Annotated in this window: 10 protein-coding genes; 6 read left to right on the forward strand and 4 right to left on the reverse strand. The window is 64.7% G+C overall.

The features are described 5' to 3' along the window. Nucleotides 1–19: 19 nt before the first annotated feature. Together N2603_RS04030 and N2603_RS04035 are read right to left on the reverse strand one after the other, a co-directional pair. The gene (locus N2603_RS04030; RefSeq protein ID WP_260387772.1) at nt 20–1,546 is read right to left on the reverse strand and encodes a permease; all 1,527 of its coding nucleotides are present in this window, start codon (nt 1,544–1,546) and stop codon (nt 20–22) included. Continuing rightward, entirely contained in the window at nt 1,543–2,292 is a 750-nt protein-coding gene (locus N2603_RS04035) for an ABC transporter ATP-binding protein (RefSeq protein ID WP_260424139.1), read from the reverse strand. The genes N2603_RS04030 and N2603_RS04035 overlap by 4 nt, the downstream gene beginning before the upstream one ends. Before the next feature lie 262 nt (nt 2,293–2,554). Here N2603_RS04035 and N2603_RS04040 point away from each other — a divergent pair, with 262 nt between their 5' ends. The 6 genes from N2603_RS04040 to N2603_RS04065 all read left to right on the forward strand — a co-directional run bounded on the left by N2603_RS04040 (nt 2,555) and on the right by N2603_RS04065 (nt 9,334). Next, entirely contained in the window at nt 2,555–3,430 is an 876-nt protein-coding gene (locus N2603_RS04040; protein WP_260387773.1) for a branched-chain amino acid ABC transporter permease, read from the forward strand. 5 nt (nt 3,431–3,435) lie between these two features. Next, a complete protein-coding gene (locus tag N2603_RS04045) occupies nt 3,436–4,587 on the forward strand; it encodes a branched-chain amino acid ABC transporter permease (protein ID WP_260387774.1) in 1,152 nt (383 codons plus the stop codon). Beyond that, nucleotides 4,584–5,342, forward strand: a complete 759-nt coding sequence (locus N2603_RS04050) for an ABC transporter ATP-binding protein (protein ID WP_018643391.1) — start codon at nt 4,584–4,586, stop codon at nt 5,340–5,342. The genes N2603_RS04045 and N2603_RS04050 overlap by 4 nt, the downstream gene beginning before the upstream one ends. Before the next feature lie 4 nt (nt 5,343–5,346). Beyond that, the gene (locus tag N2603_RS04055) at nt 5,347–6,135 is read left to right on the forward strand and encodes an ABC transporter ATP-binding protein (protein ID WP_260387775.1); all 789 of its coding nucleotides are present in this window, start codon (nt 5,347–5,349) and stop codon (nt 6,133–6,135) included. Nucleotides 6,136–6,214: 79 nt separating this feature from the next. Beyond that, the gene (locus tag N2603_RS04060; protein WP_260387776.1) at nt 6,215–8,053 is read left to right on the forward strand and encodes an AMP-dependent synthetase/ligase; all 1,839 of its coding nucleotides are present in this window, start codon (nt 6,215–6,217) and stop codon (nt 8,051–8,053) included. Nucleotides 8,054–8,134: 81 nt separating this feature from the next. Beyond that, complete coding sequence (locus N2603_RS04065) at nt 8,135–9,334, forward strand: ABC transporter substrate-binding protein (protein WP_260387777.1); 1,200 nt, start codon at nt 8,135–8,137, stop codon at nt 9,332–9,334. 182 nt (nt 9,335–9,516) lie between these two features. Here the strand turns inward: N2603_RS04065 and N2603_RS04070 are convergent, their stop codons facing one another. Together N2603_RS04070 and N2603_RS04075 are read right to left on the reverse strand one after the other, a co-directional pair. Further along, nucleotides 9,517–10,632, reverse strand: coding sequence for a lysozyme inhibitor LprI family protein (locus N2603_RS04070; RefSeq protein WP_311741548.1), 1,116 nt, complete (start codon nt 10,630–10,632; stop codon nt 9,517–9,519). Nucleotides 10,633–10,847: 215 nt separating this feature from the next. Beyond that, nucleotides 10,848–11,579 carry a transglutaminase-like cysteine peptidase gene (locus tag N2603_RS04075; RefSeq protein ID WP_260387779.1) on the reverse strand — a complete coding sequence of 244 codons (732 nt, stop codon included), beginning with the start codon at nt 11,577–11,579 and terminating at the stop codon, nt 10,848–10,850. Nucleotides 11,580–12,120: the final 541 nt, after the last annotated feature.

Genomic DNA, 12,120 nt, shown 5'->3' on the forward strand with positions numbered 1-12,120 from the left:
TATCCGTCATGCCCGCCATCTAGTCCCGCCGCGGGCTGAACTTCCAGGTGATGGCGACGAGGCCCGCGGTGATCAGGGCGCTGATCAGGCCGGCCAGGGGCAGGGCGAGCAGCAGCGCTGCGCTTGCGGCCCAGCCGATCGAGGAGAAGGCTTCGGCAAAGGTCGCAAGCCGCGACGAGGTCTGGCGGCGCCGAAACTGGCTGCGCCGGGCCTGGACGCGGAACCAGAGCTGGATCGCGGTCGCGGAGGCCGCGCTGACGATGATCGCTCCGGCACTCACCGCGGCCTGGAGCGGCGAGGCGAAGGCAAGCGCGGCGACCAGCGGACAGAAGATGACGGCGATTGCGATCAGCACCACCTCGATCTTGGCGCGGATGACGCTCGACGGCATCAATGGCGCGGTCGCGACCAGGTCGGGGGCGTCCTCGCCGGAGATCGTCAGCCAGGCGAGCCCGCCGGCGAGCTGTCCTGCCGCCATCACGATCACGGGCGTGATCAGCGTCAGGGCCGCCGAGCTCTCGGCAAAATTGCGCCAGAGCAGCAGTGCCGGCGGCACCAGATAGAGCAGCTGCATCAGGGTCTGCGAGATCAGCCAGGGATCGCGCCAGAGCAGCGAGAATTCCTTGCGCCGCAACGCCTGCTGCCGCGATCCGCCGCGGAATGCGCGCTGCTTCGCGCTGCGGCGGCCGGACCTGCCGTAGGCGGCCGCGTCGATCGCGGTGTCGGCGAAGCGGCCCGAGAAGATCGCCATGACGCTTCCGAGCAGCACGAGAGCGAGCGCGAGAAGCAGCAACAGCGCCTCGTTGTCGCCCATGGTGGCACGTGCCGGCCACCACCAGATGCTGTCGATCTCGGGGGCGTGGGCGGCCATGCTGCCGGAGGTCAGGATGGTGAAGCGCGACAGCGTGCCATAGGACATGATCGCGGCGACCTGCAGCGCGATCACGAAGCCGGCGCCGATGATGGCGGCGAGGATCTGCGCCACGAGGCGCGTCCGCGCCGGGCCGATCAGGCGGAACAACAGGATGGTGACGGCGATCGCGATCGCCGCGGCCGACAGGCCCATGGCGATGACGACGCCGAACGCCGCGAGCCAGCGCGGCCCGCCGCCGATCACGAGCACGTCGATGAAAGGCGTCGAGAACAGCAGCGCCATCGCGGTGACGGTGAGCGCGATCGCGGCGATGCGGACCGAGAACAGATTGGCCAGTGTCGCGGGCGAGGACATGATCAGGTCGAGATCGGCGCGAGCGTAGAACACCCGCGTCACCGACTCGATCGCCTGCGACAGCATCAAGGTCCAGGCGAGAAAGATCGTCGCCGTGATCACGATCAGCGAGGATTTGTCGAGCGGCAGCTGCAGATCGGCGAAGCGGCCGATCACCGCCCAGGCCGGCACGTGCAGCAGTGCCGCAAAGAACAGCAGACCAATCACGGCGGCGCGCGCCCGCGTGCGCCTCCCGCCGGTCATCATGGCGAACCATTCGCGCCAGGCGAGCCTGAGCTCGTGCCGGGCGAACCAGGACAATGCGGTCGCCGAGCTCATGCTGCTTCCTGCAGCGTCACCAGCGCAATGAAGAGGTCTTCCAGGCTGGTGTCGGCGTGGCCGTTCTGTTGGCGCAGCTCGCCGAGCGTGCCTTCGGCGACGAGACGCCCCGAGGCGATCACGCCGATGCGGTCGGCCATGCGTTCGGCGACCTCGAGGATGTGCGTGGTCATGATGACGGTGCAGCCGGCGCGGACGCGCTCGCTGAGCAGACCCTTCACATGGCGGGCGGAGACGGCATCCAGCCCCGTCAGCGGCTCGTCGAGGATGATGAGACGGGGATCGTGCACCAGCGCGCCGGCCAGCGCCACCTTCTGGCGCATGCCCTTGGAAAAGCCCTCGCAGCGCTCGTGCCGGTGCGGCTCGAGCCCGAGCGAGCTCAGCAGTTCCTCCGCGACCGGCTCCGAGATCGACGGCGCGATGCCCCAGAGCCCGGCGACGAATTCGAGATATTCGAGCGGGGTCAGCTTGTCATAGATCATGGGCTCGTCGGAGACCCACGCCATCACCTGCTTGGCGACGACGGGGTTTTGGAGCGCGTCGATGCCGAAGATCGAGACCGCGCCGGCATCGGGCCTGAGCAGGCCTGCAACCATGCGCAAAGTGGTGGTCTTGCCGGCCCCGTTGGGGCCGACAAGGGCGTAGAATTCCCCGGCGTGAATAGTGAGATCGAGGCTGTCGACCGCCAGACGGTCAAAACGCTTCGTTAACCCTCGGACTTCCAGCGCCGAGTTGTCCGGCTTCATGACGGCCATACCATCCGGTTTTGCATCGCGCGCGACCTTGACTTGAAGATGTTTCGGCACCGTGAATCTACGGCCGACAAATTCCGTCATCCGTCTTGGACTAAAGGCAAGTCACCGTTTGTTGACAGCGCGCGGGCGTTCAGGCTGAATTGGCGCCGGGACAAATGGAGCTAACGCGGCGAAACGACTGCGTAGCGACTGGACACAAGATGCATCGAGGCGGTCGGAAGAACCGTTGGTTGCATCGGGAGGATGCGCGGCGATGCTGGATTTCGTTCAGCAGCTGGTCAGCGGTGTTGCGCTCGGCTGCGTCTACGGCCTGATCGCGCTCGGCTTCGTGCTCGTCTACAAGGCCACCGAGGTCGTCAATTTCGCCCAGGGCGATCTGATGATGCTGGGCGGCTTCTTCGCCTTCACCTTCATCGGCATGATGGGCCTGAACTACTGGATCGGCTTTGCCGGTGCGGTGGCGGCGATGGCGCTGTTCGGCATGCTGGCGGAGCGCGTGGTGGTGCGGCCGATCCTCGGCTATCCGCAATTCTCCATCATCATGGCCACGATCGGCCTCGGCTATTTCCTGCGCTCGATCGCCGGCATGATCTGGGGCACCGACGATCTGAAGATCGAGACGCCGTTCAGCCAGGGCGTGCTGCGGATCGGCTCGCTGGTGCTCGCCTACGACAAGCTGTCGGTGATCGCGGCGACGATGATCCTGTGCACGCTGCTCTATCTGTTCTTCAACAAGACCACGCTCGGCACTGCGATGCGCGCCAGCTCCGAGAACATGCTGGCGGCCTATTACATGGGCATTCCGGTCAAGCGCGTGGTGTCGATCGTCTGGGCGATCAGTGCGGCGGTCGCGACCTGCGCCGGCGTGCTGCTGGCGCCGATCACCTTCATCCATTCCAATGTCGGTCTCGTGCTCGGTCTCAAGGCCTTTCCGGCGGCCGTGCTCGGCGGCTTCGGCTCGATCCCGGGCGCCGTGGTCGGCGGCGTCCTGATCGGCGTGATCGAGAGCATGGCCGGCTTCTACCTGGCCGAGGGCTGGAAGGACGTCGCGCCCTACATCGTGCTGCTCACCGTGCTGCTCTTGAAGCCCGAAGGCCTGTTCGGCCTTCACGTCCGCAAGAAGGTCTGAACGCCATGCGCTTCCTGTTCAAGACCGACTACGAGGACGACATCAAGCTGTTTCCGCATTCGGGCTACGTCGTCACCTATGGCGTCCTGCTCGCGCTGCTGCTGATCGCGCCCTATTTGCTCTCCAGCTACCTGATGAGCCAGCTCGTCTTCGTCTGCATCTATGCAACCGTCGGCGTGGCGCTGCTGATCCTGACCGGCTTCACCGGCCAGGCCTCGCTCGGTCATGCCGCGTTCCTCGCGATCGGCGCTTACACTGCGGCGTACCTGCAGAAATACAACGTGCCGTTTCCGGTCTACTTCCTCGCCGCCGGCGCCCTGACCGGCCTCATCGGCGCGATGGTCGGATTTCCCGCGCTGCGCCTCACCGGCATCTACCTCGTCATCGCCACCATCTCCTTTGCCCTGATCGTCGAGGAGATCCTGGCGCGGTGGGAGAGCGTCACCAACGGCAATGAGGGCATGCGGGTCAAGACGCTGTCGCTGCTCGGCGTCACCGTGCCGCGCGACAGTCCGACCTTCTATTACCTCTGCCTTGCCGTGCTGGTGCTGACCATCGTCGGCACGCTCAACCTGCTGCGCTCGCCGACCGGGCGCGCCTTCGTCGCGATCCGCGACAGCGAGACCGCGGCGCGCAGCATGGGCGTCAATGTCGCGCTCTACAAGGTGAAGTCCTTTGCGATCTCGGCGGCGATCACCGGCTTTGCCGGCGTGCTGTTCGCGCACAAGCTCTCCTTCATCTCGCCGGAGATGTTCACGCTGCAGCTTTCGATCGAGTTCATCATCGTGATCCTGATCGGCGGCACCTTCAGCCTGCACGGCGCGGTGCTGGGCGCGATCTTCATCGTGATGATCGATCCGTTCCTGACGTACCTGAAGGACGACATGCCCGGCATCATCGCCGGCATTGCCGCGACGTTCGGTGCCGGCACGGCGACTGCGGGCAATATCCAGTCCAAGGTCGCGGCCTTCGCCTCGCTCAACGGCCTGAAGGGCGCGATCTACGGCATCATCATCGTGCTGTTCGTGCTGTTCGAGCCGCTCGGGCTCTACGGCCGCTGGCTGAAGATCAAGCTCTTCTTCCAGCTGTTCCCGCTCTACAAGCGCGCCACCTTCAAGCGGCAGAAGATCTACGTGAAGTCGGAGCGCAACCGATGAGCTATTTCCGCGCCGAGAACCTGTCGCTGCATTTCGGAGGGCTCAAGGCGGTCGATGCGGTGTCCTTTGCGGTCGAGAAGGGCGAGATCCTCTCGATCATCGGGCCGAACGGCGCCGGCAAGAGCTCGATCTTCAACCTGATCTCGCGCATCTACCGGCCGACCTCGGGCCGCATCTTCTTCGAGGACCAGGACATCACCGAGCAGCCGCCCTACGACATCGCAAAGCTCGGCATTGCCCGCACCTTCCAGAACATCGAGCTGTTCGAGAATGCGACCGTGCTGTCGAACCTGCTGGTCGGCCGCCACCGCCATTCCACCACGCAGCTCTGGCAGGAGCTGCTGTTCCTGCCGAGCGTGCGGGCCAGCGAGAAGGTGCACCGCCGCCGGGTCGAGCAGGTCATCGAGCTCCTCGACCTCGAACCCTATCGCGACAAGCTGATCTCGGGACTTCCCTACGGCGTGCGCAAGGTGATCGAGCTGGCGCGCGCGCTGTGCTCGGAGCCGAAGCTGATCCTGCTCGACGAGCCGTCCTCCGGCCTCAACGTCGAAGAGACCGACGACATGTCGTTCTGGATCCGCGACATGAAGAGCGAGCTCGGCGTTACCGTGCTGATGGTCGAGCACGACATGTCGCTGGTCAACCGCGTCTCCGATCGCGTCATCGCGCTGAACTATGGAAGGGTGCTCGCGATGGGCTCGCCCGCCGAGGTGCAGCAGCATCCCGACGTCGTCGCCGCGTATCTGGGAGCCTGACGCCATGGACGCCGCGGTGACCCCGGATATCATCCTGAAACTCTCCAACGTCGAGAGCTATTACGGGCCGATCATGGCGATCCGCGGCATCTCGCTGGAGGTGCCGCGCGGCCGCATCGTCACGCTGCTCGGGGCCAACGGCGCCGGCAAGACCACGGTGCTGAAAACGATCTCCGGCATCCTCGATCCGCAGAAGGGCGCGATCGAGTTCTTGGGCAAGTCGATCCAGCGCATGGAGGCCGACCGGATCGTCCGGCTGGGTCTCAGCCACGTGCCGGAGGGACGCGAGGTGTTCCCGTTCCTCTCGGTGCGGGAGAACCTGATGATGGGTGCCTATCCGCGCAAGGACCGCGAGGGCGTCGCGGAGGACATGGAACGTGTCTACGGCTATTTCCCGCGGCTGAAGGAGCGCATCAACCAGCCGGCCGGCCAGCTCTCCGGCGGCGAGCAGCAGATGCTCGCGATCGGGCGCGCGCTGATGAACCGTCCGACGCTGCTGCTGCTCGACGAGCCCTCGCTCGGCCTGTCGCCGCTGCTGGTGAAGGAGATTTTTACGATCATCCGCCGGGTCAACGAGGAGCAGGGCATGTCGATCCTGCTGGTCGAGCAGAACGCCAAGGTGGCGCTGGAGACCGCGCATTACGGCTACGTGCTCGAGATCGGCCGCATCGTCATGAACGACAGCTGCGACCGCTTGATGCATTCCCAGGACATCCAGGAGTTTTACCTTGGCGCCAAGGAAGCCGGCGCGCGAGGCGAACGGCGCTGGAAGAAGAAGAAAACTTGGCGTTAGATGGACGAGCCCATCCGCAAGACAAAGACCGCCGGCAAGGCAGGCAGCGGAGGGCGAAGGCGACAAGGAGGAGACGCGCATGGCCCGACCGGCGGTGCTGACGGTCGCTGATACGATCGCAAGGAGCTTTTTGCTTGCCGCGGAGACGCGGGGCGACCGGCCGGCAATCCGCGAGAAGAAGTTCGGCATATGGCAGCCGACCAGCTGGCGGGAGTGGCTCGCGATCTCGAAGGAGATCGCCTACGCGCTTCGCGCCATCGGCTTCATGCCCGGCGACGTCGCCTCCATCATCGCCAATGCCGTGCCCGAATGGGTCTACGCCGACATGGGCATCCTGTGCGCCGGCGGCGTCTCCTCCGGGATCTATCCGACCGATTCCTCATCCCAGGTCGAGTATCTCGTCAACGATTCCGCGACCCGGGTGATCTTCGCGGAGGACGAGGAGCAGCTCGACAAGATCCTCACCTGCCGCGCGCGATGCCCGTCCCTGCAGAAGGTCATCGTGTGCGACATGGAGGGCCTCGGCGGCTTCTCCGACGACATGGTGATGTCGTTCGACGAGTTCCGCGCGCTCGGGCGCAACCACATGGTCGGCCGCGAGGCGCTGTGGCAGGAGATGATCGACAGCCGCAATGCGGGCGATCTCGCGGTGCTGGTCTACACCTCCGGCACGACCGGCCCGCCCAAGGGCGCGATGCACGCCAACCGCAGCGTCACGCACCAGATGCGGCACGCCAACGACTTCATCCCGGCGCGCGAGGATGAGGACCGGCTGATCTTCCTGCCGCTCTGCCATGTCGCCGAGCGCATCGGCGGCTATTACATCTCGGTCGCGCTCGGCTCGGTGATGAATTTCGCCGAAAGCCCGGAGACCGTGCCGGACAATCTGCGCGAGGTGCAGCCGACCGTCTTCCTCGCGGTGCCCAGGATCTGGGAGAAATTCTATTCCGCCATCACCATCGCGCTGAAGGATGCGACGCCGCTGCAGCAATGGGTCTACCGTCGCGCCATCGACATCGGCTATCGCATGGTCGACTGCCGCATCGAGGGCAGGGCGCCGCCGCTGTCGCTGCGCATCGCCAACCGGTTTGCCTACCAGTTCGCCTTCCGCAACATCCGCCGCATGATCGGGCTCGACCGCTGCCGCATCGCCTTCACGGGCGCAGCGCCCATCGCGCCGGAATTGATCCGCTGGTATCTCGCGCTCGGCATCGACATGCACGAGCTCTACGGCCAGACCGAGAATTGCGGCGTTGCCACCATGATGCCGGCGGACCGGATCAAGCTCGGCTCGGTCGGCACCGCCGTGCCCTGGGGCGAGGTCACGCTGTCGCCCGACGGCGAGATCCTGATCAAGGGCGACTTCCTGTTCATGGGTTACCTCAACCAGCCGGAGAAGACCGCGGAGACGATTGATCAGCGCGGCTGGCTGCACACCGGCGACGTCGGCACCATCGACAATGAGGGGTTCGTCCGCATCACCGACCGGATGAAGGACATCATCATCACCTCCGGCGGCAAGAACATCACCCCGTCCGAGATCGAGAACCAGCTCAAATTCTCGCCCTACATCTCCGATGCCGTCGTGATCGGCGACAAGCGGCCGTATCTCACTTGCCTCGTGATGATCGACCAGGAGAATGTCGAGAAGTTCGCGCAGGATCACGACATCCCCTTCACCAATTATGCCAGCCTGTGCCGGGCGACGGAGATCCAGGACCTGATCTGGCGCGAGATCGAGGGCGTCAACGCCAATTTCGCCCGCGTCGAGACCATCAAGCGGTTCTATCTGATCGAGCGTCAGCTCACGCCTGAGGACGAGGAGCTGACGCCGACCATGAAGCTGAAGCGCAGCTTCGTGAACAAGCGCTACGCCGCCGAGATCGACGCGATGTATCGCGAGCGCGCGGTGGCGTGACGCGCATGCCGATTTGAGAAAGCGAAGGAGCGGCGGCCCCCGCCCTTCGCACAATACGGGCCCAAAGGAGAGGAGACGTCAATGTCGAAGTCGTTCAACGCGTTCGGCCTTGCTATGGGCGCTATCGCGCTCAGTTGTCTGCCGGCCGCAGCGCAGACCAAGGTCACCAATGAAGGCATCTCGGCAACCGAGATCGTCCTCGGCACCCATCAGGACCTGTCGGGTCCGATCAAGGGCTGGGGCGTCCCGGTCTCCAACGGCATGAAGATGGCGGTGGACGAGATCAACGCGGCGGGCGGTGTGCAGGGCCGCAAGATCAAGCTGGTCGTCGAGGACAGCGGCTACGATCCGAAGAAGGCCGTGCTGGCGTCGCAGAAGCTGATCGAGCGCGACAAGATTTTTGCGATGGTAGGACCCATGGGGTCGCCGACCGTGCTCGCCGCGCAGGATATCCTGCTCGACGCCGGCGTGCTGCAGCTGTTCCCGCTGACGGCGGCCGAGTTCACCTTCAAGTTCGATCCGGCCAAGCCGCAGGAGCGGCTGAAGTTCAACAACCTCCTGCCCTATGTCGAGAGCACGCGCGCAGCGCTCAAATACATGATTGAGGCAAAGAATTTCAAGAAGCCGTGCATCATGCATCAGGACGACGAGTACGGCAAAAACGTGCTCGATGGATTTAACCAGCAGCTCGCCGCCATGAAGGTGCAGCCGGCCTCGATCACGAGCTACAAGCGCGGCGCCTCCGACTTCTCGGCGCAGGTCGCCAAGATGAAGTCCGACGGCTGCGACCTCGTCGTGCTCGGCGCGGTCCTCCGTGAGCCGATCGGCACGATGACCGAGGCCAAGAAGCTCGGATGGGACGTCACCTTCCTCGGCGCCACGCCCGTTAACGTGCTCGAAGTGCCGGCGCTCGGCAAGGAAGCGGTGGAAGGCTTGTATGCCGCTTCGAACTTCGAAATTCCCTATGAAGACACCGCGAAAGGAAAGGTGAAGGACTGGCTCGTCAATTACAAGAAGATGTTCAACGCCGACGCCAACACCCAGGCGATCATTGGCTACAATGCGGTGATGACGTTCGCGCATTATGCCAACAAGGCTGGCAAGGATCTCACGGGCCAGAAGATGCTCGACGCGCTGGAGTCCGGCGACAAGTTCCAGGACATCTTCAATTCGCCGCCGACGGTGTTCTCGAAGACCAACCATCTTGCCACCACCATCACACAGGTCCAGCAGGTCAAGAACGGCCGCTGGGTGCTGGTGAAGGACAATCTGATGTTTTGATTGAGGGCGTCCACCCTCCCCTGGAGGGGGAGGGTCGATCGCGCCCAGCGCGAGCGGGGTGGGGTGATCTCTCAACACGGGCACTGCTCGATGCGGAGAGACTGTCACCCCACCCCGCTACGCATTCCGCTTCGCTACATGCGTAGCGACCCTCCCCCTCCAGGGGAGGGTAAGTAAGAGCCCTACGATCCCCCGCCCGCCGTCCCCGAATTCACCGGCGCCAGCTCGTCTTCGCGGCAGCGCCAGCCGTCGGCGGCTTTGACGAAGGCGAAGGTTCGCTGGATCCTCAGCCGGCGCGTGACGTTGAAGGCCTCGCCGGAGCGCTCCCTCGTGCCGGCGCCCGGCTGCGGAAGACCCGTCCGGGGGTCCCAGCAGGTGCCGGTGCAGCCGGAGGCGACCTTGCTGCAGGTGGTGAAGGGCGCCAGCACCACCATCTCGATCTCGCCCGTGACCTGCGCTTCCTGGTCGGTCACCTGGCTGTCGACCGCGTAGACGCGGTTGATGCGCAGGAAATTGCCGCAGGAATTGGCCGCGTGGATCCGCGCGGCGCAGAAATCGACGGCGTCGGTGTCGGGCGAGTGAGCCGCGACCTGACGGCCGAACACCTTTTTCGGATCGCCCTTGGCGGCGCGGATCTCGTCGGCCTTGCGCGTGAGGTAGTCGGCGAGACAATCCTCCGCAGGCTCGAGCTCCTGCAGCGGCACGTTCTCCTTGCCGACGAGATTGCACTTGCGATCGCGCTCTCGCGTCCACCTTCCGTATTCGGCGAAGGCAAAGCGCGCCGCGGTCGGGTCCAGCTTGCCGATCAGGCCGAGCACCTGGCCATTGAGCTCCGTCTCGGCGAGCGCCAGCGACGGGTCTGCGCAGATCAGCGCGCCCGCCGCCGTGTTGGCGGCGAGACAGTCGAAATCGGGATCGCGCAGGATCGCGGCGCGCTCCTCGGTCACCTTGAGCAGGCACGCCTTCACCCGATCGAACTCGTCGGCGCGGATCGCGGTCTGGCCGACGATGCCGCAACCGAGATTGCGCTGACGGCTCCAGATCGCATTCTCCTCGATCGCGGGCAGGCGATCGGGCAGGCGGGCGAGCCGCGCTTCGATTGCCGCGCTCAGCTTCGCGGCGGCGGCGGCAAGCTCGGTGTCTCCGCAGAACAATTGATTGCCGGGATCGCGAATCTGCTGGCAGTTGTTCTTCGCGAACAGCGGCAGCCTGTCGGCGATGGCGCGGTCGGATTGCGCGGAGGCGGGCGCCGCCGCAAACGCCAGCAGCGCAAGCACAGACAGCACGATGAACCGCATTCCAGTCGCCCCCGCAAAGCCCGTGGCCATGCTAGCGTTCCGGATCGTGCGGTGGAATGGGTTTTTGGGAAGCCTATGTGAGATCCGTAGCCCGGATGGAGCGAAGCGCAATCCGGGATTCGTGCAACAGGCGGCAGCGGCCCCGGATTTCGCGGAGCCTGTCATCGGGCGGCGCTTCGCGCCGACCCGTTGGCTCCATCCGGGCTACAAGAAAGTCAATGCGTCTCGGCGGGCGCCATCGACAGCCGCATCGGCTCGTCGACATATTTCATCACGGCCGACTGGTAGAGCACGAACAGCGGCTGGTAGCTGCGCGCAGCCTCGTCCTCGACCATCGCCATGCGGCGGTTGTCGAGCATCAGCCAGTGGCCGTCCAGCTTTGCGGCCACAACCGCATGCTCTTCGCCGGCCCTGACGTCACGCACCACGACGAGGCGGAGGTCCTCGGTGGCGACGCCCGCAAGCCGCAGCGCGGCCAGCTTGGCGATGGCGTAGTCCTCGCAATCGCCGGCGCCGCGCGCGAAGGTCGCAAGCGGCGAGCTCCAGACGTCGTCGTTGCCGTCATTGGCGGAATGGATGGCGAGATTGATCGCGCGGTTGGTCTCGCCCAGCCGGGCGCGGCCGTCGCGGGCACGGGCCTGGTCGACGATGGCCAGCAGCTTGAGGGCTGCGGGCGAGGCGCAATTGTCGCGGTCGCCGTCGCATAGCGCGAGCTGCACCATGTCGTCGTCGAGCCTGGATTTCAGCGCGGACCATTTCTGCTGGAGGCCGCCGGACGAGATCGCGAAGGCGAACACGCCGAACGGCTCGGCGGACTTGCGCACGAGCGCGCCGGCGCCCGGCGACAGCAGCGTGCCGGCGCGAAGCTCGGCGGCCGATCCGAACAGGACCAGTCCGCAGACGACAAGGATTGCGCGCCAGGCGCGCGAGCGAGCAGCGGTCTCCATCTGACATCCCCTTCCGGCTTCGCTCAGGTCTCTCGACCGCGACGTGCCGGGCTTTGTTGCTTTCGCGGAGATAGTGCGAGGCGGGCCGTTTTGTTCTGCTTAACGCGCCCGTCTGGGGTCCCAAAACCGTGGGACAGGCTGAAACAAGCCCGCCCAAATTGCGTAAAATTTTACGAATCGCCGGCTAGGAGGTGACCGGCGGCGGCGAAAATGATTCGATTGCAAGTATAGGTTGTAGAAGCGCCGATTCTGCGTCCTATGGCTAACAAGCCCGCGATTTCACGGGGTCTGTTAGTTAGGTCACAGATTTAGCTCCGTATTTGCCGCAGGATGCCGCGGGGAACCCTCGGGAAAAGATGACATCAGTATCTGCTGTCCGATCTATACAGCAGGTTACTTTGGATGCTTGGAAATGTCCGCAAAAAAGCCGAATTTGACTTCAGAATACTGTAAGTATTACTGCGGTTCCTTCCCAGGAGCGCGGTTTTCCCGGCGTCCGCAAGGCCAAGTGATGCGAAATCACACAAGCAATAGATGGTTT

This window comes from Bradyrhizobium huanghuaihaiense (genome assembly GCF_025200885.1).
GTDB lineage: Bacteria > Pseudomonadota > Alphaproteobacteria > Rhizobiales > Xanthobacteraceae > Bradyrhizobium > Bradyrhizobium huanghuaihaiense.